At 43.9% G+C, this 25,347-nt stretch carries 22 protein-coding genes and 1 tRNA gene; 13 read left to right on the top strand and 10 right to left on the bottom strand.

Annotated elements, in window-relative coordinates:
• Nucleotides 1-47: 47 nt before the first annotated feature.
• Nucleotides 48-2,786: a glycosyltransferase gene (locus HPY73_01390; GenBank protein QLH74231.1), complete on the bottom strand. Its 2,739-nt coding sequence runs from the start codon at nt 2,784-2,786 to the stop codon at nt 48-50.
• A 275-nt stretch (nt 2,787-3,061) separates the two neighbouring features.
• Nucleotides 3,062-4,351, bottom strand: coding sequence for a nucleotide sugar dehydrogenase (locus HPY73_01385; protein QLH74230.1), 1,290 nt, complete (start codon nt 4,349-4,351; stop codon nt 3,062-3,064).
• Between the two features lie 139 nt (nt 4,352-4,490).
• Between HPY73_01385 and HPY73_01380 the strand changes: the two genes are divergently transcribed.
• The gene (locus HPY73_01380) at nt 4,491-6,008 is read left to right on the top strand and encodes a glycosyltransferase family 2 protein (GenBank protein ID QLH74229.1); all 1,518 of its coding nucleotides are present in this window, start codon (nt 4,491-4,493) and stop codon (nt 6,006-6,008) included.
• 4 nt (nt 6,009-6,012) lie between these two features.
• On the opposite strand, the gene HPY73_01375 is transcribed toward HPY73_01380, so the two are convergent.
• Both HPY73_01375 and HPY73_01370 read right to left on the bottom strand, forming a co-directional pair.
• Nucleotides 6,013-7,254: a hypothetical protein gene (locus tag HPY73_01375; GenBank protein QLH74228.1), complete on the bottom strand. Its 1,242-nt coding sequence runs from the start codon at nt 7,252-7,254 to the stop codon at nt 6,013-6,015.
• Nucleotides 7,251-8,369 (bottom strand): hypothetical protein, encoded by a 1,119-nt coding sequence (locus HPY73_01370; protein QLH74227.1) that lies wholly within the window; start codon nt 8,367-8,369, stop codon nt 7,251-7,253. Before HPY73_01370 ends, HPY73_01375 begins: the two co-directional genes overlap by 4 nt.
• Before the next feature lie 717 nt (nt 8,370-9,086).
• Between HPY73_01370 and HPY73_01365 the strand changes: the two genes are divergently transcribed.
• The 3 genes from HPY73_01365 to HPY73_01355 are packed head-to-tail and all read left to right on the top strand — an operon-like array spanning nt 9,087 to nt 12,184.
• A complete protein-coding gene (locus HPY73_01365; protein QLH74226.1) occupies nt 9,087-9,776 on the top strand; it encodes an ABC transporter permease in 690 nt (229 codons plus the stop codon).
• A gap of 13 nt (nt 9,777-9,789) precedes the next feature.
• A complete protein-coding gene (locus HPY73_01360) occupies nt 9,790-10,536 on the top strand; it encodes an ABC transporter ATP-binding protein (protein ID QLH74225.1) in 747 nt (248 codons plus the stop codon).
• Between the two features lie 22 nt (nt 10,537-10,558).
• The gene (locus HPY73_01355; protein ID QLH74224.1) at nt 10,559-12,184 is read left to right on the top strand and encodes an FkbM family methyltransferase; all 1,626 of its coding nucleotides are present in this window, start codon (nt 10,559-10,561) and stop codon (nt 12,182-12,184) included.
• A gap of 151 nt (nt 12,185-12,335) precedes the next feature.
• Here HPY73_01355 and HPY73_01350 read toward each other — a convergent pair whose 3' ends face one another.
• Complete coding sequence (locus HPY73_01350; GenBank protein ID QLH74223.1) at nt 12,336-13,007, bottom strand: hypothetical protein; 672 nt, start codon at nt 13,005-13,007, stop codon at nt 12,336-12,338.
• A gap of 191 nt (nt 13,008-13,198) precedes the next feature.
• On the opposite strand from HPY73_01350, the gene HPY73_01345 reads away from it, so the two are divergent.
• On the top strand, nt 13,199-14,461 hold the full coding sequence (locus HPY73_01345; protein ID QLH74222.1) for an oligosaccharide flippase family protein: 1,263 nt from the start codon (nt 13,199-13,201) through the stop codon (nt 14,459-14,461).
• Between the two features lie 7 nt (nt 14,462-14,468).
• Here HPY73_01345 and HPY73_01340 read toward each other — a convergent pair whose 3' ends face one another.
• Both HPY73_01340 and HPY73_01335 read right to left on the bottom strand, forming a co-directional pair.
• Entirely contained in the window at nt 14,469-15,614 is a 1,146-nt protein-coding gene (locus HPY73_01340) for a hypothetical protein (GenBank protein ID QLH74221.1), read from the bottom strand.
• Between the two features lies 1 nt (nt 15,615).
• Entirely contained in the window at nt 15,616-16,779 is a 1,164-nt protein-coding gene (locus tag HPY73_01335; protein ID QLH74220.1) for a hypothetical protein, read from the bottom strand.
• Nucleotides 16,780-16,989: 210 nt separating this feature from the next.
• Between HPY73_01335 and HPY73_01330 the strand changes: the two genes are divergently transcribed.
• The 7 genes from HPY73_01330 (at nt 16,990) to HPY73_01300 (ending at nt 21,822) form a co-directional block, all read left to right on the top strand.
• Nucleotides 16,990-17,226 carry a hypothetical protein gene (locus tag HPY73_01330; protein ID QLH74219.1) on the top strand — a complete coding sequence of 79 codons (237 nt, stop codon included), beginning with the start codon at nt 16,990-16,992 and terminating at the stop codon, nt 17,224-17,226.
• 36 nt (nt 17,227-17,262) lie between these two features.
• On the top strand, nt 17,263-17,772 hold the full coding sequence (locus HPY73_01325) for an RNA-binding protein (protein QLH74218.1): 510 nt from the start codon (nt 17,263-17,265) through the stop codon (nt 17,770-17,772).
• Between the two features lie 41 nt (nt 17,773-17,813).
• Nucleotides 17,814-18,800 carry a DUF1616 domain-containing protein gene (locus HPY73_01320; GenBank protein ID QLH75601.1) on the top strand — a complete coding sequence of 329 codons (987 nt, stop codon included), beginning with the start codon at nt 17,814-17,816 and terminating at the stop codon, nt 18,798-18,800.
• Between the two features lie 36 nt (nt 18,801-18,836).
• Nucleotides 18,837-19,013, top strand: a complete 177-nt coding sequence (locus tag HPY73_01315; GenBank protein QLH74217.1) for a hypothetical protein — start codon at nt 18,837-18,839, stop codon at nt 19,011-19,013.
• Between the two features lie 238 nt (nt 19,014-19,251).
• On the top strand, nt 19,252-19,629 hold the full coding sequence (gene sepF / locus HPY73_01310) for a cell division protein SepF (GenBank protein ID QLH74216.1): 378 nt from the start codon (nt 19,252-19,254) through the stop codon (nt 19,627-19,629).
• Between the two features lie 128 nt (nt 19,630-19,757).
• Entirely contained in the window at nt 19,758-21,077 is a 1,320-nt protein-coding gene (locus tag HPY73_01305) for an HD domain-containing protein (protein ID QLH74215.1), read from the top strand.
• A gap of 43 nt (nt 21,078-21,120) precedes the next feature.
• Nucleotides 21,121-21,822: a sodium:calcium antiporter gene (locus HPY73_01300; GenBank protein ID QLH74214.1), complete on the top strand. Its 702-nt coding sequence runs from the start codon at nt 21,121-21,123 to the stop codon at nt 21,820-21,822.
• On the opposite strand, the gene HPY73_01295 is transcribed toward HPY73_01300, so the two are convergent.
• The 3 genes from HPY73_01295 to HPY73_01285 all read right to left on the bottom strand — a co-directional run bounded on the left by HPY73_01295 (nt 21,819) and on the right by HPY73_01285 (nt 24,227).
• Nucleotides 21,819-23,198 carry an RtcB family protein gene (locus HPY73_01295; protein QLH75600.1) on the bottom strand — a complete coding sequence of 460 codons (1,380 nt, stop codon included), beginning with the start codon at nt 23,196-23,198 and terminating at the stop codon, nt 21,819-21,821. The genes HPY73_01300 and HPY73_01295 overlap by 4 nt on opposite strands.
• A gap of 326 nt (nt 23,199-23,524) precedes the next feature.
• Nucleotides 23,525-23,598, bottom strand: a tRNA-His gene (locus HPY73_01290).
• A 53-nt stretch (nt 23,599-23,651) separates the two neighbouring features.
• Nucleotides 23,652-24,227, bottom strand: a complete 576-nt coding sequence (locus tag HPY73_01285) for a helix-turn-helix transcriptional regulator (protein QLH74213.1) — start codon at nt 24,225-24,227, stop codon at nt 23,652-23,654.
• A gap of 296 nt (nt 24,228-24,523) precedes the next feature.
• On the opposite strand from HPY73_01285, the gene HPY73_01280 reads away from it, so the two are divergent.
• Nucleotides 24,524-25,327, top strand: coding sequence for a CPBP family intramembrane metalloprotease (locus tag HPY73_01280; GenBank protein QLH74212.1), 804 nt, complete (start codon nt 24,524-24,526; stop codon nt 25,325-25,327).
• Nucleotides 25,328-25,347: the final 20 nt, after the last annotated feature.

The raw sequence follows: 25,347 nt of genomic DNA, 5'->3' as shown, positions 1-25,347 counted from the left end.
AATCATCACTTGGCCATGCCATGATTTATCCACTTATAATGATGACGCTAGGTCGCCCTATTTTTAACAGCTAACTCCAACTCCCTAGCAATGGTCTGTTCATAACCGCACTTCGCCTCAACCACTCCAGGTCCCCTTCTTGAAAGTTTGATGAAGAGGTCGGGATCATCATACAATCTTTGCATGGCATCTGCCATGGCCACATAATCCTCAGGGGGAACTATCATTGCGGAAGATTCGTCAACGAACTCAGGAATTGCAGCGACATTGTTCGTGATCGCGACAAGTCCCTTTGACATGGCCTCATCCCTTGAGACACCATGCGAATCCCATCTTGTCGGGCAGAGGAAGACACCGTAATCATCGAATATCCTTGAATATTCAGCCTCGCTCAACGAGCGATTCTCCAGAATGACATTCTCAAATCTTCTTAAAGGGGCCACCGTCTCATCGAACAGAGGCCCTTCGCCGATCATCCTGAACTCCATATCCTTAAAGCACGGTCTCTTGGACAGTTCAAGAATGGCTTTGACGGACAGGTCGTTCGCATACTTCCTATTAGAGAAAGGCCTGACCGATAGGACCCTGTTCCTCATCTCAGGCCCCTTCTCAACAAACAGGAACCTCTTTTTATCGATATAATTGTGAATAATGCTGTACTTTTCATCATCCAACCTGACCCCCAGATCTTTGCAAACCTCATCGAAGAAATACCTCGAGACAAATACAAAGTGCACATTCTCTGGAGGATCGGACAGAAGATGGCGCCAGAACCTTAACCTCCTGTCCGATTCTATTCTCGCCTTTCGTCTTTGAGCGAAGTTGTCATAATTAAACTCTCTACGATACCATGGCTGTATCTCAGCTCCGTGAACCCAGACTACTATCCGCTCTATCTTTCTGTCCTTCAGTGAGTTCCAGATCTCCTCATTCAGGAAATGTACGAAGACGGTCCTGCAGTCCCCTTGAGATATTATGTCATCAAACTCCTTTGAACTACCTGTGATCACATCGACCCCATCGAACTCACTGAAACCCTTTGGGAGGGAACGGTTGAACCTGAACACCTCAACCTTCAATCCGGACGATAGGTATGCCTTGATCCTTCGATGAACGAATATATATCGGTAGATGTTGTCGTAACTTGGATAGTGGGGTGCCACGACCAGGATACCATGCTTGACGACCAACCTTCTTTCACCGGCCTTGGTCTGTTCGGCCAGCGAAAAAATCGACCTGATCGGTATGCCCTCATCCCATGGCTCTCCTTCATATTTACAAGGTTCCGAAAGGAATCTGTCGATCGTGAGGGTTTTCAAATTTAACTGGAAAGGTCCTTTACAAGATAACGACAGATGTATGAAAGATTCAGCATGGGTGGACTTTACAAGCCCTCTTTCAAGATGAACGGTCCCTGAAAAGGAATATTCCTTCTCACCATCGGCCGACTTCTGATACGCTTCAGCATCTGCATATTTCCCGGCCAGGCAGAGATCTAAGAGATAATTTTTTCCGTACATCACTCCCGCATCAAATATCCCGAGCATATCGGACCCTTCGATCGCCTCTCTTAATCTATCTGGTGAAGGGTCTGTCAGCACCTTGACTGCCACTTTAGGCACGTCGATTCCCTGCTCTGCGACAATCACCAACTGTTTCTTAGCATATCCTTGGGCCAAGAATAATCTCGTCACAGACTCCGCCATTTCTTTGTTTTTTACGAACGAGACCATCGTGACCGACGGCATGACCGGTTCGACCCTCTTGCCGAAGGTTTTCTCGACCACATATGACAACCTATTTTCAGTTGTGTGGTCCAACAACACTCTCCTGAGGCCACGGAGCCTATAAGAGTCCCTCAGATTATCATCTGAAAGAAGATCAATGACCTTTGATCTTAATATCTCTCCGTCATCTGTGGCGATTATCAGGTCCCCAAAGATGTTCTTTACCGCCCTGGAATAATTGCTTAGAACGATAGTATTGGACGCCATTAGCTCATAGGTCCTTCTGGCGCACATGAGCTGGGAATCCTTGATAGAGTTCATGTTTATTCCAAAAAAATAGCCCTTATAGGCCACATCGATCTGATCATACGGCAGGGTGCCTTTGATAAAATCCTTGAACTCATCCGGGTAAGTATAGTTAGGATTACCAGCATATTCGTTCCTATCATAAATGTCAAAAGGGCCCAGCGGGGAGAGAGCATCGAAGAAGGTTTTAAAGTCCCTTCTTCTCTCAAGATATTTCATGTAATAAGTGCCAGCAAAACAAAATCCCTTGATTCTTTCATACTTTTCGATCGGATTGTGAATGCTCGGCTCTGCCCAGAATGGCAACAGATAGACCCGGTCATGGCCAAGACCTTTTTTATAATCCCCAATTAGGTCGATGTCTGTCGTAAAGACAATGTCGAACAGCGCGGCCGTATTGATGAACGTCGCATAATGCGGGGGGTCATCTTTATTCCAGAACACGGTCGGAATGTTCCGCTCTGAGCACCACGTCAATAATTGGACAAGCTCGTCAGATATGATTGATATCTTTCTTCTCCAGCTGTCCCCTTTTCCATGCCATGCCGCTTCAACAAAAAGCATGTGGGGATCAAAGGACTCCAGCTCATCACGCCAGGAACTGGAGGTTATTTGATAAGCATCGCAGACCTTAGAGAACGTTGTAAATGTAAAATCATCAAGAATGCAGGCGACCCTTAGTCCTTTCAGATCTACGAGATAATCTGGAATCTTGAAATCAAGCACCTTCCCAGCTCTGATCTTCTCTCTCAATCTCAGCGACTCCTCTGAGGGGGCTGGCCTCATATTCTGGTCAGGTGCCAGGTCGAACCCATGGCTGAGTATTTTGTTAAATTTATGATAAGATGGAACAAGCATCCCAAGGTATGAGCTCTTTATCTTAGCGAGATCGAGGTGAGGGGATATCTTATTGTAGAATCGCCAATATTTTTTGTAAAGCTTAAAGAAACCTCTTTTTCTGGCAGTTCTCATTGCATCCCAAACTGATATGACGCTATGTCATATTCTTTTTGCTTTTACAGGGCGCATCAATTGCACTTGTATCCTAGCAAACAAGTCTTGAAACCTGCATGACGATACTCAGAGTGGTCCAAGCAATTCTTAGTATCGAATATGACCGGTGTGCGCATGAAACCCTTTATGGTCTTAGGGCACATCCTCAAGAAATCATCATGATCCACAAGGACAACGGCCAAGTCAGCCCCTTTTAACGCATCCATCAGGTTGTCGACCTGATTATTGACCGTTCCTTTTGCCGCGTGAGGATCGTAGGCCTTATATCTAATACCCTTCTGATCAAGGATGTGGCAAATGTCCTTTGAAGGACTGTTCCTCGAGTCTGATACATTTGCCTTGAACGAAAGGCCGAGCAATGCTATCATTGGTTGCTTTTGACCAGATTTTGATAGTATTTTCTCAATCTTATTTACTACGAACTGAGGCATAGAGTCGTTCACCGACCTCGCTGCTCTTACCAATGGCATATCGACCTTGTCGTTGTTGAGAAGGAACAACGGGTCTACAGCAATGCATTCTCCCCCCACTCCCGGTCCCGGTCGATGTATGTTCACCCTTGGGTGCTTATTAGCTGCGTCGATCGCCTCCCAAATGTTGACTCCGATGCTCTCTGCATACTTGGCGAGCTCATTGGCCAATGCAATATTGACATCACGATATGTGTTCTCCATAATCTTGACGAGCTCCGCGGTAGTTGCATCCGTCTTGATCAATTTCCCTTTCACAACCTTGGAGTACAGGTCGGCCGCCCTATCCGTCGACTCAGGGTCGACCCCGCCAATTAACCTTGAGTTATTGATCAATTCAAAGAACAATTTCCCAACGAGCGCATGTTCGGGGACGTGCGCAATGAATATTTTTTTCTCATTTCTTATGGAGGCCAAAGCATCGCATACAGGACCTAATGTTGTTCCAGGTGGAATTGTCGATTCAACAATGACAAGGTCGCCATCTTTTAGGATCGGCTTAATGCTCTCAACAGCGTTGTTCAAGAATCCTAGCTCCGCATTACAGATCTCTTCTTTATAAGGCGTTTGGACAGTTATTATGTAAACATCGCTTGCCATTGGATATGTATAAGCTCTTAACTTACCAGAGTCTATTGCATTTTCCAGTCGTTCGAGCAGCTCCTCCTCGTTGAAGGGAGGTTTTTTTGAGTTGATGAGATTCACTATGTTTTGATTAATATCACATCCAGAAACATTGAATCCATTATTGGCGAAAAGGAGAGCCGTGGGCAAGCCGATGTAACCGAGACCGATGACGCAGATCGATGGTTTGTTCTGCATGTATCTAGTCATCTCTGACCTTTCCGCAATGTATGGGACTTATATAAAATCTAGCAAATCGTCAGTATTAAATTATTATTAATTATATATTAAAATATGTCATGATAAAGACCGAAGTTGTTATTATGTCATTTATGTTACCTGGTATCGAATGAGAACATTATTACGGACATCGATCGAACCATCGGATTTTTATCAGATAACAAAAGAGTTTGATATCAAGAAAGATACTGGAAGGATAACGATTTCGATTCCAAAGAAGGCATCTTCCCATCAATGGGTCCAGGTGTTCGATAGAGGTTATGATGTCCCGTCATCGGACAGATTTCATCAAAAATCAGCCTATAAAGATGATACAGATGTGATAGATATCTCCGTTTCCGTTGAATCCGAGGGTCAAGGTGAGTTTGTTCTAGCAGTTCTACAATATGATGATGAAAAAAGGATTCTAAATGATAACAAGGCGTTCAAAGTAAAAAAGGGTCAATCGAAGTTCAATATGACCTCGGTTCGACATATAAGAGCGAAATCATTTAAAGTAAGGATAAATATTGGTTCAGATCCGTTAAATTTTACAATTGATGATTTTATAATCTGGCAAAAAAGCGCGCTATCAGAAGAATATATTGAATGGAGCCGCATCCAGAAGGTTAGAGAGAAAGTGAATCTATTGGACTATATGGATCCCGTTCCAGGATCGCATGAGGTGATAATACACAATCCGTTCTGGAGCGGTTACGATTTTTCGAAAGAACGGATGGGTTATAGTCATCTAATATCGGTCATAGTCCCTATTTACAACACAAGCGAATATCTTCCTAAATGTATCGATTCGTTGCTGGCCCAGACAATAAAAGATATTGAGATAATTCTCATCAATGACGGTTCCAAGGATAACTCATTAGAAATAATGAAATCGTATCAAAGTAGGTACCCTGAAAAAATAAAGATTATTGATCAGGAAAATCAAGGACAGGGAGCCGCCAGAAACGAAGGTATTAAAGCCTCTACTGGCAGGTATATAATGTTCTTGGATTCGGACGATGAATATGTCCCAAATGCATGCGAAATGTTGTTCTGGGTAGCAAAAAAGTATTGCTGCGATATGGTAGTAGGACGGATTGCGTGGAATCTGAACTCTAAAATAATTCCTCAGGAAAGTCATGAGAAGAAGTTAGTTAAATATCTCAGTCGAAGATTTATCAATATAAGGAACGACCAGTCAGCGATGTTCATGAACATTGTCTGCACTCTATATTCGAGCCAATTATTAAAAGAAAATAATATAATGTTTCCGGAGGGCGTATTTTGGGAAGACATGCCGTTTGCTCTTCAGGCATGGTATTATTCAAAAAATATCGGTGTTTGTTCAGAAATTGTTTATTTGAGGACTATGAGAGACGATTCTACTACGAAAACTTATAATTTTAAACTGATCAATGATAAAATTGAAATTTCTAAAATGATCAGTCAAAGATTTAATGAATATGGTTTACATAGCATGTATAAATATTTTGACTGGGTAATAAAAGATATTGATGAGAGGATAGAATTGATACATTCAGAAGATGAAAGGATAAAAGCACTAAAATTATGGTCAGTGGAAAAGAAGAATTTGACAAAATTACGGAAATATCATGAGATCAAATTCTTAAGGAATAAGAATTAATATTTCAAATTTTCAATAATTTTAAAAAAATTTGTTTATCAAAGTAAGCAGAGATGTTGCGGGAATTGAATATTTCATATTTTTCATAGTCCGGCATCCAAATTCCAAGAGTAGCAACTGAGTCTAGAAATTTGGCCACATCTTCTCCTCTGTTCCTTATCAACTTATTATTTGTATAATTTGCTATATCTGCAGATATTCCTTTATCGTAAGACATGAACAATATTGGTTTTTTTGCGCCAAGATAATCTGCGATCTTAGAACTCATCTGCTGACTATAATCCATGTTGACATAATTTGGATCCATTGAGACCAAGATATCACATTTTTTCATCTCAATTAAACATTCTTCCCAACTTTTCTCTCCTAGATATTCGAATATATCTTCCAGACCCAACTTTTTAACATAGTCTAACTGTTCTTCTGGTACATGACCGATTAATATCACCTTAAACATTGAACCATACTTAGACAATTTTAACCCATTGGCAAGCTCATACAAGTTTCGATATTCATCCATATGACCTATATATGCCAGTACAATTCTATCTTCTTCGGAGGGATAATTTTCTTTGGGATAATAATCTGGATCAAAACCATGATGAACTATTACCGATTTTTCGCGATATTTTTTGAAATCATCTCCAAGCATATAGATCATCTGATGATAGTTCGTAAAGACCAATAGGTCGGCCTTACGGAAGATTTCTTTTTCATATTCCTTTTTTTTAATTTCTGCAACATTTTCAAAATCCCCTGCTTTATTAGCATATGGGGAAAATGCCACTGGGTCACTCCACAAGGCTACCCAAGGTATAGTATTTCGTCTTTTTTTAATTTCCAGCCCAATCTTATGATCATATGGGGGCATTATACAGGTCATTATAAAATCGAATTTATATATTGGATCAAGGTTAAAAAATTCCCTGACAACGAGCTCTTCCCATTCATTTTCCTCAGTAGTAATTATTTGATGAATGTTTCTTGAGGTCATATTTGATTTGACGCCGTAGAGCCATTTATTGTTCTGAACATATTGGGATGATACAATATATTCAAAAGACGAATTTTTCAATAATTTAAACATAGTCAATGAGCGTGAAGCCGTTGAAGGTAGAAAGTGTCTGGAAACTAAAAAACATCTTTTTTTATTTGATTTTATCAAAGGCATATTTATTAAATCATTCTCCATCTCCTCGATTTTATTTTTAATCTCATCTGAAAATTCCATAACATCATCCTTCATTTCATATTTTTTAGGAATTTCCAATATGTGAGTGTAATTTTTCCGAGGGTTGAATTGGCCAATATTGAGTATCTTTGTTCCGATCTCTCTAGCCTTCTTTGTAGTTCGTTACAGCGTTTCAATAATTTCTCTTCTTCATCTAATTCACTTTTTAATAATTTTACAGCTTCATTGAGCTTCGATTTAAGAATCTCGATTTGAAACAAAATTTTTGATTCATTTAAAATTGGGGACGGATATTCAGCTTTATAATCATCAAATGGGACAACCTCATTTTCCGATTCAATTTTATCCTTATAATCGGAATCATTTTGAATTGATTTGGGCGCAGGAATTATTTGATTGTAAATAGAATATAAATTATCTTGAATATTTTTTAACTCCTTAGTAATCTCAATTAGTTCATGATTTAATGATTGTATATTATTTCTCGATTTTTCTTTTTTCATTTTTAATAAATTTACGTATTGAGATTCTCTATTTTCGATTAAATAGTTTAATCTTCTTTGGAACGTTAATTCATTATCAATATTCATTGGACAGGATTTTTTAACAAATGATGCACAAAGCCAAAAATATGGAAAGTCATCGATAAATTTACCTATAGTATCGAGACTTTCTAATTCATATCCGTTTTTTAATAAATTAATTAAATCAATCCCATAGTCCCCATAAAAATTATCGTCGCCAAACTTTCCAAATCTAATGGTAATTATAATTTTTCCTCCATCATTTATCAGGGAATCAATTTTAAAAATATCTATCAAACTCATCCCCCATCGTTGGGGATCGGTTACTAAAACTGTGTCATAAGATTTATTAAAATTATAATTATTATTTAATTTATTAAAAAAATCTTGAACGTTCTCATAGGATGGAATGAAATTTAAAAAATTATCGGTTCCAGATGCATCTATGGGTACAGAATCTACATTTTTATTAATATTATATAATATCGCCGAAAAAACATTGTTGTAGGAACCAACATCCAATATCTTTTCCCCATGAATTCGATCCAAAACCCAAGATAGATACTCATTTCCAGGTTTTTCGAATTCAGGTTCAAGTGAATTGATGAACAGCTTATCAATAATTTCTCTAATATTCTTCATCATTGATATTCACAACTCTTGATTTATGAATATTACATTATGATATATAGTTGAGCCTATCATGCAGCTGGTTCTTCTAATCTAATCTATTTACCGTGTGAAGAAAGGTGTTGAAGTTAGCGATAATCAAATCAATTTATAATAGAGGATTTTTATTATTAAGGATAAGTACGAGACAAACATGGTGATGGATATGCCACATAAATAATATGCAGAATATTAATTTCTAAATTTGTAAAGAGGTAAGATCACTACATAAATTTCTCATTCTTGATTGAAAATTTATTAGTTTATTGTCTTGCTATTAGAAATAATAAATTAACGCCTTTAAATTCGTATAGAGTTAAGTGTTTGTTCCTCTGATGATACCACTCTTTTCTCTTTCCATTCATTTCTCGCTAAAAAATAAATAAGGTTAAGAATCGAACATAATTTTCTTTCTTCGTTCGAAACATATTTAAAATAATATATATTGGATATTATATCTTATATATATTTATTCATTATATATAAAATAATATATTTTATATATAATGTTTATTTTTTTACCTTATCACTAAAGTATTAATATTTAAATTATAATGCTATTCCCAACGTTATTATGGTGATTTAAAAATAATTAAAGGGGTTTTCAAGCTGACATTAATCAAGTCAATTTGGCAATACCGAGACTATATTAAATTTTCTTCAATCAACAATCTCCAAACAAGGTATAAAAATATGTATTTGGGAATATTATGGACGTTTATCGATCCAATAATGTTTGTATTGGTTTTATCATTTGTTTATTATATAATTTTTAATCGGGTAACATCAGAAAATCTTGTTTATTTGGTGATTGGGTTAGTGATTTGGAGATTCTTCTCATCATCTTTAGTTCAAAGTACGAATTCAATCAATGTTCGGATGGGTATTATTGAGCAAGTTCCGATAAAAAAACAACTTTTTCCACTAATTGATTTAATAACATCAACAATTACATTTTTATTAAGTTGCATTTTAATATTTATATTCATCTTTATATTTAAATTTCCAATAACATGGCATTTCATTGAATTTATTCCCATAACTATAATATTTTTAATCTTTATGTATGGCATGGGTCTTATTCTTGCCCATTTTGGGGCTAGGATAGCAGATTTTAAATTGGGTATAACATATATAAATTGGCTACTATTTTTTACAACACCAATTTTTTACAATTATAACACTCTCTCATCAGAGATTCAAACATCGTTATTGTTAAATCCAGCAACAATATTTATACAATCATATCGAGATTGCCTAATGTTCGGAGTTTCACCTGATTATTTCTATTTAATAATATTTGGAATTATTGGATTAATTCTATTATTTATTGGCAATAACTTGATAAATAATAACGATAAAAGATATGTTCTAATGAAATAGAGCCGTGATTACAATGGATGACACAGTCTTCAAATTGGATAATGTATCACTCACATTCAATTTAATAAAAAGATTTTCTTTAATATCTGGTTCATGGGCGTCTTCAAAAATAATCAACCCAGGACCTATTCATGCGTTAAGATCGGTAACGTTAACTATTACAAAAGGACATAAAATCGGTATAATTGGTAGAAATGGCGCCGGAAAAACATCATTATTACGACTTTTAGCAGGGGTTTATGAGCCGACTGACGGTACAATTATTATCAATTCTAATCGCGTTTCCTTACTAACTCTAGGAGTTGGATTTGATGCCAATGCGAGTGGATTAGATAATATTTATTTGGGAGCATTATTAAATGGTCTAACTAAAAAAGAAATTGATAAAATCGTAGACTCAATAATAGAATTTTCTGAGCTAGAAGAGCATATATATTATCCTTTTAAGACCTACTCAACAGGAATGAAATCAAGATTGGCGTTTTCTATCGCAATTCACTCAAAGCCCGAAGTATTATTATTGGACGAAGTTCTATCGGTGGGTGATTTTGAATTTCAAAAAAAATCATGGATGAAAATGCAGGAATTCATAAATACAGGAAATAGAACAGTGATTGTCACCTCACATAATTTGGAAACGATTAAACAAATTTGCGATCAAGTCATCTGGTTAGATAGAGGTTCTGTTATAAAATATGGTTGTCCTGAAGAAGTAATATCTGCTTATTGCAATAGTTCAAAGAAAAATGCTAAAATATAAAAAAATAATGAGGTTAAATTCGATGGAACAATTAAAAAATAAAAAAAAAATAAAAATAAAGTTTGTTGATTTTCATTCCCATTTTAATATTAATGATAATATGTTCACTGGGGCGTTAAAAAAGAGATACGATGTTGAAATTTCTGACAAGCCTGATTATATTTTCTACTCAGCATTCGGCTGTCGACATTTAGATTATGATTGTATCAGGATTTTTTACACGGGGGAAAACATTCGACCAGATTTCAACATATGTGATTATGGCATCGGATTTGATTGGATGGAATTTGGAGATAGATATTTAAGATGGCCAAATTATCGAACCTATGGGAACTGCATTTTTGAATTATTAAAAGAGAAACGCTCATCAACTGATATTTTATACAATAAAAAATATTTTTGCAATTTTATTTATTCAGATAACATGGCAGATTCATTACGCGTGGATTTTTTTAAAAAATTATCCGAATATAAATTTGTAGATGCCTTAGGTTCGTGCCAAAGAAATAAGATCATACCTGAGTTAGAGGAAAGAAAGTCAGTTGATTGGGCAAAGTCGAAAATCGAGGTTATGAAACATTATAAATTTACAATCGCGATGGAAAATTCATCTACACCAGGATACACCACTGAGAAAATCGTTCACGCTATGGCTGCTGAAACAATTCCTATATATTGGGGGAATCCACATATCGATAAAGAGTTCAATCCGGAGTCTTTCATCTGGGTAAGAGATAAATCAGATTTTGAACCAGCTATAGAAGAGATAATTAAATTAGATCAAAATGACGAAAGATGGAAAGAAAAAATGAATAAACCGTGGATAATTAATGATTATATTTCATCAAAGCTTACAATCTCAAATTTTGAGTCCTTTTTATACAACATTTTTGATCAAGATTTGTCAAAAGCTCAACGACGTTCAAAGTTTATTTATGGTATAAACCATGAAATCAGGGTTAGAGAAGGATATGAAACTTCTCAAGGAAGGGTAACTCCAAAAGGATATCGAAATTGTATCCAGCAGATGGCTGAATCATACATTTCCGAGGATAATAAATATTATGATTTTAATGGTATTATTGTTCCAAAGCAATCATTTAGATTAGATAGTTTCCTTGATATTTTTTATCCACATATTCTAGGGTTAAAATATTCACTTGAAGAAGAAAAAAAGTATTACTCAATCCTAAAAGATTGGTTGCCAATCCTTAGATATCTTGGAGATAGATTTTCAACAGATCCTAAAAATGTTATTGATTGGAATAAAAGTCGAGCTGGTTTAATTTTACCATTACATGGAAGCTTTTATTTCAATGAAAAAGTTAAAATTGAAACTGGCGACGTCGTGTTTGATGTTGGAGCAGCTCCGGGTGACTTTGCATCGACTGCATCGGCAATGGGGGCGTCTCATATTTACTGCTTCGAACCCAATCAAGCTGGAATAAATAAAATTAGTTTATTATTGAATTATGAAAAATCTATAACCATCATACCCAAAATGTTAGGAGCGAATGAGGATATAAATAAAAATATTATTTCTTTGGACAATTATATTGATACCAATTCGATTGATAGAATTGATTTTATTAAAATTGATGTGGAAGGAATGGAAAATGATGTATTGCTTGGAGCAAAAAAACAATAAATATATTTAAACCCAAAATGGCAATTTGTACTTACCACAAGAAAGAAGATTCAATAGAATTGCCGAAAACGGTTTTAAATATTAACCCGGAATATAATATTATTAAAGGAAGAAGCGTTATGTACTGTTATATTGAAAAAAATAAGAAAAATCAAATGAAATAAAACCTTACCTTATATTTCAGACTCATATAGGCCACTTTTTCCAAGCGCTGTAAAACACCTGAATACCTACGCACTGCCATCTTCCCTTCGGATGGCAATTTCTCCCTAATAACTCTGACCTCTTCCAAAAGCCTCTGTGCATCTTCAACCTTGAACTTTGTCTTGTTCTTAACGGCCTCCGGTATCGATGCGATGATGGTCATACCGTATTTTCTCGCTATATCAGGAAGCCCAGAGTTCTCAGGCCCGAAGGTCCCGATGCATCCCCTTCCTTCGTCCCATGAGAGCTCGCATTTCTTACAGGTCTCCCCCATCTCATCGAACGATAGCATGTCCCATTTGGTCAGCCTCTCATCCGGGTCCGCAAGATCCATCAGCTTCTTCTGCTGCTCAGGGTCCGCCTTCTCCATAACGACCCATCCCGTGTATTGCTTCTTAGCTGCGGGGAGCAGTTTAGCCCTGTCCATCTCATTCTTTACCTTCTCAATGTATATGGTCTCTACGTCCGGATCGATCCGGTTCCTTTTCAGGAATCCCTCCCAATCTTCGCCTATGATCTTCTTGGCCTCTTCCACTGGCACTATCATATCGAACTCAGCACAGGACTCGTATCCTTCAACACTCTTTATATTGACCTTGAGCACCGAGGTCTTGGCCATTTTGCAAGATGCCTTATCAGAATCCAGTTCGCAAATCGCAATGCTTATTCCCATATTGGACGCACCCTTTTCCCGTTGCTATTTCGATGCCCCTATTTATCAGTTCTTCAATCACGTCCGAATGTAGATCAATGGCATCAAGGAACGTGGCCCTGAAACCCTTTTAATGCTGGAACATATACGAGCCTACATTGCTTCGTAAGAATCTTAATTTCGATGGCCTAGGCCGCCCCGCGCTCATCATCTTCTTAGCCACGATGACAGGTGGGGCCTGCAACTATCTTTATCAGAGCTTCATGGGACACTCCTTGGACCCTGCGGAGTACTCACTATTATCATCGCTTCTATCAATCTTCTACATACTCGGTGTCCCCGGGACATTGCTAGGAACGACGGTCGTCCGATACGTCGCAAAGATGAGGGGCGAGGGCAAGGACAAGGAGATCGCATGGTTCCTCAGAAGGTCCTTCATTATAAGCATGGCCGTCGGCGCGGTCTTATTCCTTGCCATCATCATATCTTCCCCTTGGCTGAAGACGTTCCTTTCGATAACCGATGAGAATACCATCATATTGCTAGGACTAGGGGCCTTTCTTACAATGCTTGGTCCGCCCGCGGTCGGTGGAACCCAGGGCCTCAAACGCTTCCACCTGCTGGGACTTTACAACATCTTCGGGCCGATAGGAAAACTTGCACTAGGAGTTCTATTCGTTACAGTGGGGATGGGCGTGGGCGGGGCCTTTGGGGCGATGGTCGTCGGTACCTCGCTGGCATTTGGGATCGTGTATTACGCGATCTGGGACTATGTGAAGAAGGATAAGACCGCGATTGAGATGAGGGGCGTCTACATCTACACCATACCGGTGGCGGTCAGCACAATATGTTTCACCCTCATTACCAACATCGACACTTTCCTTGTAAGAGGGCTCATGGCCGATCATGATGCGGGCATATACTCCTCCGCCTCGATGCTCGGCAAGATAGTCCTCTGGTTGCCGGGTGCGATAACCATCGTTACCTTCCCAAGGTTCTCCGAGAAGCGTATCGATGAGACGCACATGTTGATGAGGAAGTCCGTCTGGCTCGTCGGACTTACGTTGGGGATGGTATGGACGGGTTTTTTGCTGTTCCCAGATGTTGTGATGAGGATCGCCTACGGCGCCCCGTACGCAGATGCGGCCGAATGCCTTCCGGTCGTCATCCTAGCCTTCGCGTTATTCGGCCTCGCGTCCGTGTTCATGAAATATGGCATGGCAACCAGCGACCATGTCTATGCGTGGATCATCGCCGCATTCACCGTCATCGGAGTGCTGTTGGTGATCGCCAATCACGCGACCCCGCTAGACGTCGGCTACGACATGCTCTTCACCAGCGCAGGGATCTGCACATGCTCGGTCATATACATGGAGGCCAGCTGGCGGAGGTCAAAGAAAAGGTCAATGACGAAGGGATAGGGGCCGCTCAATCCTTTCCCTGCGACCTTTTCTCATCCAGCTTCTTCTGCAGCTTCTCCGCCTTGGCCTTCTCCTTTGCCTCTTTTTTCTTCAGCTTCTTCATCGCGGATATCTTCTTGTCATCGACAGGCTGAAAGTTATTGGCCTTCCAGTCCTTTCTGTACGAGACCATCTCCACTATGGCGTACACTGCCCACAGGGCGGCCGCTATGATGAACAGCATGATGATCGGCGTATAATCCAGCTCTATCGTTGCCAGGTCCATGAGCTCTATGGCCACATCGCCCCCGAATGAAAGATACCATATCCACAGGCAGATGCAGCCAGCGGCCGGAATCCAGAAGGCCATCCTTGAGACCGAGCCTTTCGGATAGAAACCCTTGAAGAACATCAGCACAGCTATGGCCGCCCCTATAAGGGCTATGGTGCCGACAAGCCCGTCCAGCTCATTCTTGAACTCCACAGGCACAGAATCGCCTATCTTGGTGATCACTATGCCGATAATGATCAACAGGAATACCGGCCATGCGAGATATTTCCCTGCGGCCTTCCTCATGTCCTTGAATCCGGGTTCCAGCCTTCCATACCTCAAACGGAGGTCATGATAGAACCTGTGCTTGTCGACATCCTCGACCGGCAAAGGCTCAGGCATCGGTGTCCCGAGCTTTCCTGCCATGAGCGTCAGGAACTCGTGACGGTGGTCGGGAAGCTCACCCAGATGCTGGAGCGTCCGAATGACCAACAACAGCGCAAAGAGGAGGAAAACGAACATCACATCGAGGGCAATATCCTCTGAGTCAAAAAAGGACTGGACATCTCCTCCCAGCATAAGCATGTATGCGTATATCATCACCAGGACCGCGCAGACGGCCGAAAAGACTGCTCTGGGGTAAGACCCTTTCGGGTAGAAACCCCGTCCGAAAGCTACAGCGGTGATCGCTATGCCGAACACGATCACCAACGGCATCATCTCTTCGATGAGAACCTTGACCTTAGGCCACCATTCGCCCCCGGAACCATCACCTATCGTCAAGATGAGGTTCAGCACCATGAACGGCACTACAAAGAACTTCACGAAGGCCAAGACCGAGGAGATCAGGCCTTTTCCGGCAGAGCCCAACTTGAGATTGAACTCCTTAGAAACTTGGGCCATCTCACGCACCCCCGTTCCAATGGTACGTGACGGTCTTGGTTATGGTGAAGCCCTCCCCGACGATCTCAAAGGTCATCTCCCAATCGGCCTCATTGCCGTAGACCCTCGACATCACATCGTTCGGCACGAACAGCCAGGCAGAACGTTGATTGTTGCTGAATATCGTGAAATAGTCATCCCCTGATGCGATCGTCCCTATTTCGTCCGTTATGGTGATGTGAACGACGACGTTATGGTACCATATTGTATCGGAGGCATCAAAGTAATATGATAGGTCGATCTGACCATCATACCCCGTATAATATGCCCAAACGCTCTGTACCTGGAAATTGCTGATGAAAGGTGTCCACTCGTAAGTCAGCTCCCTTTCCATCGTTATTCCGAGGAACGTGATCGCCACATCGACGTAGAGGGTATCAGGGTAGGCGCTCAGGTTCTTGAAATCCTCCTCGCTCAGGGCGAAGGTCAATTGCCCCTCTATGTATTGGTCAAGAATGATAAGCTCGGAGTCCTCCCCGAAGTATTTGGTCGCATTGCTGATAGAAACATCGAGGTAGAGTTCTTTACCAGATACCATCTCAGAGGCTGAGAATGAATATGGCAATGTCAACCAATATCCTTCCCCCGTTTGCTCCACACGCAGCCTCGACGGGTCGACGCTCACCTCATTGATCATCGGAGGGATCTCGATCGTCTGCTCATCACTATGTATGTCTATGGACGTCCTGATCGTCCTCAGTCCGAAGTATGACGACACCCCTATTGCCAAGCTGGCCTGAGTGCCGTTGAACATGATCTCGAACTGTTTTTCCGGTGGCAGGTCGTTCAGGTCGAAGCTCATCTCGACGACAACCTCCGTCCATTTCCCAGCGACAAGGTCGACCGGGTCGGTCTGGACATCAACTAGCCCGTAACCGTCAGTGTCGCTGAGGTTCAATCTGAAGCTGAAATCCTCAATGTCAAAAAACCCTCCGTTCCTTATTCCGATGGGCACCGTACCGATGACCCGGCTCCCGTCCATCTCCCAGACGTCATCCTCCTCGTCAGGGAAATCGAACTCCAGCCCGCCCGTCGCAAGTGGGACGGTGGATAATAGAATTATCAGGACCGCGGTCAAAGTGATCATTATCATGCATATACGCACTGCGACTAGGCTCCAGCGCATGTCACCCTGTACCACAGTGCATGGTTATGAACCTTACAGGTCAGGTATCATAAAGAGGAATGATGTTCAATAAACGCCAGATCAAGGCCAGTTCCATATCGGCGGCGTATTGCGCCGATCTATCGTGTAAAAGCATTTTGGATAGCCAGTTTTAAAAATTGTTCCAAAAATGGTTAATACAGCCCCTGTCTTCCACCTCCCTGACCCGATATGACCGAGATTATCGACATCGAGTGCCCTAGCTGTGGGAGGACCATACGCTCGAACGTTGATATATGTCCCCATTGCTGTGCACATCTCAGTTTCCACGACCTCGATGACCTTGAAAAGGTCGCTAATGGAATGGAGATAGAGGAGAAGGCCTGCTCTCCCGAGGCGGATGAGCAAGGTGAAGTATCCGTCAAGAAGGGATTCATCGGGAAGCTTTTTGGACGAGGAAAGAAATGACATTGCTGAATTTTTTTAACTGACCGGTGTCATCACATGAGCGAGCTGAGGGTCCGCAATCGTAAGAGGATGAGGGAGAAGGACATAAAACAGATGTCCGAGAGGCTGTCAAAGGATCTTGGCACCGAGCTCTTCGGGACTGATGACGTGGTGGATTCAGCCGAATCCTCAGAGTTCGACCTAATCTTCGTCAACGGACAGATACTGGGCCTGATTGTAGAAGGGACGCCGTTCCTCACGGTCCGAGGTCTGTTGAGATACAGGGCGACCAAGAAATTCGTGACCGTCGACATGGGCGCGGTTCCGTTCGTGACCAAGGGGGCGGACGTCATGGGGCCCGGGATCGTCGATGCCGATCCTGAGATAAGGTCTGGCGACCTCGTTTGGGTCAGGGATGTTAAGAATTTAAAGCCGTTGGCCATCGGTCAGAGCCTATTGTCTGGTGAAGAGCTCAGGCAAAAAAGGCCAGGAAAGGCCGTGAGGTCGCTGACATATGTAGGCGACAAGCTCTGGAAGTACGACGAAGAGGAAGGGCAGAGGAAATGAGCGACGGCATCGATATCGACCTCAAAAACCTCAAGGTCGACATGCGGAGGGACTGGGATGTCCTGATGGTACTTGTTGTGACGCCGCTCCTCATCCTTTCGATATTCCTGATGCCGGACGTGCCATTGAGGATCGTCCTTGGCCTTCCCTTCCTGTTGTTCTTCCCTGGTTACGTGACAGTGCTGGCGCTCTTTCCGGAAAAGGAGGACCTAGAGCCTTTGGAGCGGGTGGCACTTTCATTCGGTCTCAGCATCGCCATCGCCCCGCTGATAGGGTTCGGTCTCAACTACACGCCCTTCGGGATCAGGCTCGTGCCCATACTGGCCTGTCTCTCGGTTTTCAATATCGTTGTCGCTCTGGTCGGTCAATACAGGAGGAATCTCGCCATAGCTCCATATCTTCCATTCGACCCGGTCAAGCTATACAATGATGCCATAGCTTCTTATAGAAAAGAGAAAGGGGTGGACAAGGCCCTGACGATAATCCTGGTCATATCGATCATCGCATCGGTCGTGGCCTTGGTCTATGTCATCGCCGTCCCGAGGCAGGGAGAGAGCTTCACCGAGTTCTACATCTTGGGCCCGGGGGGAAAGGCCGAGGGATATCCTCACGATCTGACGGCCGGGGAGGAGGCCTCGATAATAATAGGGATCGCCAATCATGAGCACAGGACCGTGAACTATACGGTGGAGCTCTGGCTTGTCAACGCAACTTTCGTGAACAATGAGACGCAGGTCCATGAGATGTATTGGTTCGACAGCTTCAACATCGAGCTTGATCATCAGGATGTCGACCTGGAGGGCAACTGGACCGCCCAATGGGAATTGTTCTACACGTTCTCTGTCAATAAGACAGGGAAGTACAAGCTATGGTTCCTGCTGTACAAGGACGGGGCACCGGCCTTGCCATCTGGCATAGAGATGAAACCATACGCTGATTTCACAGGCACAGATGCGGAGCAGAGGATAATTCTAGCGGTCAAGAACGAGGTCCAGAGCCTTAATCTGAATCTGAGAATATCGTCCTGATTTCAATAGGTATTTTAACAACATGCTCGAGTTAACATGGTCATGTATGAGGACCGTGGTTGGGAGCAGGTCGAATGCCGATGTGAGATGTGCAATACGTACGATCTGAGAGGTCTATGGAAATGTGAATGCGAGGCATTGAACGTCGGAAGGAACGATCGATGTTGGAAATGTAATAGGCGCAGAACGGGACAAAAAGACGAGCTGAAATAGTGAATGTAATGAGCGGTCTTATTTTTATAATATATTATCTTATCAAATTGTTGTTCATTCCTTGGCCGATTTTTATAATATAAAATTATTCAAATGTTCCTCCTATGATTGATATATTATTTAATATAAAATTGCAAATTAAATAAATCATTTTTATTTTGTTGAAAATTTCATGCGCCAGACATAAACTTTAATAACGCTCTGGTTGATACCGGAAACAACCTTAAGAGGGATGGAAATGCCAATACTCAAGAAGCCTTTGAAGAGGGGGAAGGACGACGTTTCGCCTGTCGAAACAGAGCAGTATATAGACCTGGGCGCGATGTTCTTCCCAGAGGAGTCAAGCCTGAGCGGGGCGAGCGTGAAGGTAGCGGAGATATATCGCTATGAGGATGTGGGAGCGATTACCCAACCTGTGTATGATGGAAATGTTCTGCTCATAGATTATAGCAACATGGCGAACGACACCAATGAGCTGAAGCGTGTGACAAGCGAGCTCAAGAACGTCGCAAGGGATTGCAACGGGGACGTGGCTGCCATAGGCAACAACCTCATAGTCGTCACGCCTAACGGAATGAGGATCGACAGGAACAAGATACGCGGCGGGTTCCATTAGAGGCCTGAGGACCGGCCCTCCGCCTTTCGTTTTCCTTATCCTGGGTCCATGCCTTTCCAGCCTAATTTAGCCATGGTCAATGCTATCAGGCCAGGAGATCTTAGACTCGATGGCCCGGAGGGGCGGATATGAGCAGGGGCGATTACAAGGTCATCCACGACAGCGTCCACGGGAGCGTCAAGGTGGAAGGTTTCTTCGTGGACGTCATGCACCGTCCCGAGGTACAAAGGCTCCATGGTGTCCATCAGTTGGGCATGGCCTATCTGGTCTTCCCCGGGGCGCATCATACTAGGATGGAACATTCCCTCGGCACCTTCCACGTCGCAGGAAGGATGGCGGATGCCTTGGGAATCAGCGAAGAGGATAAGAGGACGGTCCAGGCCGCCGCACTTCTACATGATATAGGACATTCTCCTTACTCTCATACACTGGAAGCGGTCCTGGAGCACAGGACAGGCATGTCGCACACCGATGTAGGCAAGGCCATGATATCCGGGGATTTACGTGTCTGGGATGATGAAGAGGAAGAGGTGTTGGGACCTCAGCGGACCATCGCAGAGCTGTTGGAGGAGAACGGCGTCGACCCTGACCTGGTCGCTGACATCATCGTCTCCCCTGAGGACCCTAACCCCAACGGGCAGTGCACTTTGGCGGTGGATGACGGGCAGGCGCATTTCAACAGCGACAGGTTCCTGAGACAGATCATACACGGGCCTGTGGACGCCGACCAGATGGACTACCTCCTCCGAGACTCGCATTATACTGGAGTGGCACATGGCACCATCGACCTGGACCGTCTACTCGATACGATGGAGATCCACAACGGGGATGTCACGATAAGGAAGAACGGGATCGTCGCCGTGGAGGGGCTGATGGTGGCAAGGTCCCTGATGTACACATCCGTTTATTTCCACAAGACCGTCCGCATAGCAGAGATGATGCTGTGCAAGGCGGTCGAGCATGCGTCTGAGGAGGCTATAAGGTCCGTGCATCGGGACACAGATTCATCATTGTCCGAGAAGCTCTTTGCCGAGGGCGGGCATGCCTCAAGGATCATGACGATGCTGAAGTACCGTCGTCTTTACAAGAAAGCGTTCTCCTTGTCGATCGGCGACCTGGACGAGGAACAGCTCAACATCCTTTCTCAATTGACCGATTATGATAGAAGGCGGGCCAAAGAGAGGGAGATCGCGGAAAAGGCGAACCTGGATGAGGCGGACATCATTGTCGATATGCCATCTAAAGAGATCCTGCTCACAGAACCGAGGCTGGGCAAGACCGAGGTACCTATCTGGAACGGCGATAGGGTAAGGTCTTTATCGAAATATTCCCCGCTTGCAAAGGCGATACAGGCCCGAGGGGTCAACGATTGGGCGGTCCTTGTCTCATGCCCTGAGAAGCATAAGGAGAGGGTGAGGAGGTCCACGGAGAGATGCATATTCTCCTGAGCGCCTTGGGATCCTTTTTAAACCAGTTCTTCACATTATGACGGTGATGCTCTTAGACATCATCCTTTTGGCCGGCGGACTGGCCATCATATATTATGGAGGTAGATACCTGGTGGAGGGCGCAAGCAGTCTCGCTCTACTGTTCGGTATGCCGCCCATCATCATAGGCGTCACCGTCGTGGCCTTTGGGACCTCAGCTCCGGAGTTCTTTTTGAGCATGATATCCGCCGCACAGGGCGTTCCAGGGGTGTCAGTTGGTAACGTCATAGGTGCGAACGTCGCGAACGTGACCCTGGTTATAGGCATATGCGCGGTCATCGCACCGATCATCTCTATGTTCGACGAGGTAAGGAGGGAATCCTATGTGGCCGTGATGGCAAGCTGCCTCTTCCTCATCTTTGCCATCGATGGGAAGATCGTGTTGTGGGAAGGATCGATATTGCTCCTGACCTTCATGGCTTACATTTATTGGGTCCTTACCAGCATCCGGAAATGTTGCGTCTCAAAGGAGGTCAGGACAGAATACAACGAACACACCATGGTCGTCACGGGGTCGGCATCTTTGCTATCAGACCTTGACCTCCCAAAAGATACCGTCCTCCCTGGCATCCTTTTCATCATAGGGCTTTGTCTGTTCCTGACCGCCATTCTAAGGAAGAGGTGCGGTGTCACGAGAGAGGCAGGATACATATTGCTTGCCCTTTATGGTGCCTTTATTGTTGGGATGGTGCTGCTCAATCCCTAACCTTTCATCACACCGATCGGGGTGAGCTTAGCGACCAGCCTTGTCAGCCCTGCGCCGGTAACTATCCTTACCACATCGTCTATGTCCTTGTAGGCCCCAGGTGCCTCCTCGAGTATCCCATCCTTGGTCGAGGCCTTGATGTATACACCCTTCGCCTCCAGGTCATGTCTTATCCCATTCACGGTGTATTTCCTGATGGCGGCCTCCCTTGACATCAGCCTACCGGCACCATGGCACGTGGACCCAAAGGTCTCCTTCATGACCTGCTCGTTGCCCACAAGCACATACGTTCCCGATCCCATGTCGCCCGGTATTATCACCGGTTGTCCTATTGACCGATATTTCCGAGGAACCTCCTCGTGTTCTTTAGGAAATGCCCTCGTGGCCCCCTTCCTATGGACATAGACCTTTCTTCTCTTACCGTCGGTCACGTGTTCCTCGAGCTTTGCGATGTTGTGCGCCACATCATATACGAGCCTCATTCCCATTTTCTCGGCCTCCGTCCCGAACACCTTCTCGAAGCTCTGCCTCACCCAATGCATGATCATCTGGCGGTTGGCCCAGGCATAGTTCGCACCGCATTGCATTGCAGCGAAATAGTCCTCCCCCTCCTTTGACCTGACATATGCGCATGCCAACTGTCTATCTGGCAGTTCCATCCTGTTCCTCTTTACCGCCTGTTCCATGACCTGAAGGTAATCGGTCGCGATCTGATGTCCGCATCCGCGGGAACCGCAATGTATGGTCACGGTCACCTGCCCCTCGTAAAGCCCGAAGGCATTCGCCGCCTCGGTGTCGAACACCTTGTCGACCCTGTCGATCTCCAAGAAATGATTACCCGACCCCAAGGACCCTACCTGCGGTATGCCTCGTTGCTTGGCCTTCATGGAGACCTTGGATGGGTCAGCTCCTTTCATCCTCCCTTCTTCTTCCGTAGAGGCAAGGTCTTCCTGCCATCCATAACCGTTCCTCACGGCCCATTCTGCACCCTCACGGAGTATCTCATCGATCTGTGCCCCCGCTATCTCGGTGATCCCTTTGGAACCTACGCCTGCTGGGACGTTCTTAAAGCATTCATCCACCAGTTCTTTGATCCTTGGTCGTACATCGTCGACATTCAGGTCCGTCCTCATCAGCCGCACTCCGCAGTTGATGTCGAACCCTATGCCCCCGGGAGAGATCACCCCCTCCTCGGCGTCCAGCGCGGCCACCCCACCGATGGGGAATCCATACCCCCAATGAATATCAGGCATGGCCAGGGACCTCCCGATTATTCCGGGGAGACAGGCCACATTGGCCGCCTGTTCCGGGGAGTTGTCCCCTTTGATGACCTCTATCATACGCGGGTCTGCGAATATGACAGCACTGGTCCGCATCCCCTTCTTATAGCTCTGAGGGATCTCCCAGCGATAATCATCTATCTTCTCAATAGGCCCCTTCCAAGTCACGTCAGCACCAGTTGAAGCATGATAGGGGTGTTAGATAAACCTTTCAAAAGGTCCATGCCTATATTGAAATGGGACGATATCGAGAGAACAATGGTCTATCATTCCAGCCATGATCGAGGTTCGGGCGCAAGTCATCTTTTTTTCGTTCAATCATCATCCTCTCAATGTAGTAACAATGGCGATATTAAATAATGTCTGGTGAAGATCATTGTTATAATTGAGCACCTGAACATATTTTGATAAGAAGTATAGGGGGCCGCGATCGCGATTTGAACGCGAGTCTAGGGATCCACAGTCCCACAGGATGACCAAGCTACCCCATCGCGGCCATGACGGGAATTCTGCAACGCTTCGTGCTAAATAAAGATTCCCTTGCCAAGGTCATTCGTATGGGAAGACAGCGTACATGACGGCGAACTTTGTCTTTTCCTCATTTGGGAAATCGTCCGACAATCTCTTGAGCTTCTCATCCAGCTCCATTATGAGCTTCTCGGCCCTGGCATATGACTCCTTATTGTTCGGGATTATCACATAGTTCGCGCCGAATGGATACTTCGGCCTCTCACCCACCTTTGTGAAATAGCTATCCCTTCTCTTGTCCAGGTTCTCGATCCCATGGTTCAGGACGCCCTTTATGGAACCCAATGCGGCGAACACGAGGTTGAGCCTCTCATGGATGTCCACATCCTCCTCATCGGTGGCCTGGGAGATCATGCCAGGTTCGAACGCTGAGCGATAATATTTTTCCATCAGGTTTCCGACCATCTCCGTCCTGGTCTGCGAAATGAGCCCCGCCTCCAAGAGCCGTTTGATATGGTACTGCGTGTTCTGTATGCTCTGCTCAAGCAATTCTGACACTTGTGAAGTGGTCATTTCTCTCATTGAAAGGAGCGAGAGTATCGCAAGCCGGTTGGGGTCCGAGAGCACCTTTATCTGTTCAACACCGATCTTTGACATCAGTTCACTCAAATCCTGTTTAATCGTATTAACTACATCATAATGTTTAAATATTACTAATATTATCGATAAAATGCAATTTGAGCGATACAATATAGAAGGAATGTGAAAATATGATATTAAAAAAGAAGTCGGGAGACACGGGCACCAAGATGAACCCCACCAACATAACATTTGCGCAGAACCAGATCTATTTCATGTCCAGATGAAATAAGAGCTTTTTTACGATCATCCTTTCCTCCTTTTTTAATATTCACCAAGAAATGATTTAATAAAAAGTCCAGGATTCAGCGGTGATGCGGGACAAGTTGAACATCGCCCTTCCCGCCGCGCTTATTGTGACGGCAGAGGCCTTCTTCTTCAACGGAGGAACAGAGGAATGTCTTGAGGTCCACCTTCTCAACATATTCCTATGCGTCATCTTGGCAATATTCCGCCCCAAAGGTTCTGACCTCCTGGTAGCGTTTGTCCTGATATCTCTTTTAAGGGTCCTGAACGTGGGAATGCCTACATTCTTTGATCTCTCCATTTACTTCTTCCCGTTCATATATCTTCCTGTCATCATAGCAGCCTACCTTCTTTGGAGGGCAGACAATATCGACGAGGGGAAGAGGCCTTCGATCGGCGACATCTGGAAATTTATGAACGGGGTCTCAGCTAGCGAGGTCCCGACCTTCAAGCTGATCTTCATTCCGCTCGCGACCTTGATCGCTCTGTTCATGGCGTTCTTTGAGTATGCGGTGCTCAGACCAGATGCCCTTGTTCCCGACATGTCTTTGGCAAGCATAACCGCTTTGCTCGTGGTCATGGTCTTCTTTGTGGGGTTCGGTGAAGAGCTAGTGTTCCGCACAATTCTTCAGACGAGAGCGCAGGAAAGGATGGGCGCGGTCGGGGCCGTGGTATTCTCAGCTCTGATGTTCTCGGTGATGCACTCGGGCTATGGGTCGCTGTTATATCTTGCATATGTTTTCATCGTCGGTCTTGTCCTAGGGGTCTCTTATCTGAGGACGAGGAATCTTATTTTCATCGCCCTGATCCATGGTCTGATCAATTTTTTCCTGTTTTCGTTCCTTCCGAAAGGATGGTTCTTATTCGATTGAACAGGCATTTTTTATTTATA

This window comes from Methanomassiliicoccales archaeon (assembly GCA_013415865.1).
GTDB lineage: Archaea > Thermoplasmatota > Thermoplasmata > Methanomassiliicoccales > UBA472 > MVRC01.
The sequence above is the reverse complement of the archived record's forward strand: the minus strand, read 5'-3'. Positions and strand labels throughout refer to the sequence as shown.

What these genes read in the sequence shown, in the direction of transcription:
- HPY73_01330 (QLH74219.1), top strand. Translation starts at nt 16,990, where the DNA reads ATGACCGAGATTATCGACATCGAGTGCCCTAGCTGTGGGAGGACCATA.
- HPY73_01375 (QLH74228.1), bottom strand. Translation starts at nt 7,254, where the DNA reads ATGAAGGATGATGTTATGGAATTTTCAGATGAGATTAAAAATAAAATC.
- HPY73_01360 (QLH74225.1), top strand. Translation starts at nt 9,790, where the DNA reads ATGGATGACACAGTCTTCAAATTGGATAATGTATCACTCACATTCAAT.
- HPY73_01340 (QLH74221.1), bottom strand. Translation starts at nt 15,614, where the DNA reads ATGGCCCAAGTTTCTAAGGAGTTCAATCTCAAGTTGGGCTCTGCCGGA.
- HPY73_01320 (QLH75601.1), top strand. Translation starts at nt 17,814, where the DNA reads ATGCGGAGGGACTGGGATGTCCTGATGGTACTTGTTGTGACGCCGCTC.
- HPY73_01295 (QLH75600.1), bottom strand. Translation starts at nt 23,198, where the DNA reads ATGCGGACCAGTGCTGTCATATTCGCAGACCCGCGTATGATAGAGGTC.
- HPY73_01280 (QLH74212.1), top strand. Translation starts at nt 24,524, where the DNA reads ATGCGGGACAAGTTGAACATCGCCCTTCCCGCCGCGCTTATTGTGACG.
- HPY73_01385 (QLH74230.1), bottom strand. Translation starts at nt 4,351, where the DNA reads ATGACTAGATACATGCAGAACAAACCATCGATCTGCGTCATCGGTCTC.
- HPY73_01325 (QLH74218.1), top strand. Translation starts at nt 17,263, where the DNA reads ATGAGCGAGCTGAGGGTCCGCAATCGTAAGAGGATGAGGGAGAAGGAC.
- sepF (QLH74216.1), top strand. Translation starts at nt 19,252, where the DNA reads ATGCCAATACTCAAGAAGCCTTTGAAGAGGGGGAAGGACGACGTTTCG.
- HPY73_01350 (QLH74223.1), bottom strand. Translation starts at nt 13,007, where the DNA reads ATGGCCAAGACCTCGGTGCTCAAGGTCAATATAAAGAGTGTTGAAGGA.
- HPY73_01365 (QLH74226.1), top strand. Translation starts at nt 9,087, where the DNA reads ATGTATTTGGGAATATTATGGACGTTTATCGATCCAATAATGTTTGTA.
- HPY73_01335 (QLH74220.1), bottom strand. Translation starts at nt 16,779, where the DNA reads ATGCGCTGGAGCCTAGTCGCAGTGCGTATATGCATGATAATGATCACT.
- HPY73_01315 (QLH74217.1), top strand. Translation starts at nt 18,837, where the DNA reads ATGGTCATGTATGAGGACCGTGGTTGGGAGCAGGTCGAATGCCGATGT.
- HPY73_01355 (QLH74224.1), top strand. Translation starts at nt 10,559, where the DNA reads ATGGAACAATTAAAAAATAAAAAAAAAATAAAAATAAAGTTTGTTGAT.
- HPY73_01370 (QLH74227.1), bottom strand. Translation starts at nt 8,369, where the DNA reads ATGATGAAGAATATTAGAGAAATTATTGATAAGCTGTTCATCAATTCA.
- HPY73_01380 (QLH74229.1), top strand. Translation starts at nt 4,491, where the DNA reads ATGAGAACATTATTACGGACATCGATCGAACCATCGGATTTTTATCAG.
- HPY73_01305 (QLH74215.1), top strand. Translation starts at nt 19,758, where the DNA reads ATGAGCAGGGGCGATTACAAGGTCATCCACGACAGCGTCCACGGGAGC.
- HPY73_01285 (QLH74213.1), bottom strand. Translation starts at nt 24,227, where the DNA reads ATGTCAAAGATCGGTGTTGAACAGATAAAGGTGCTCTCGGACCCCAAC.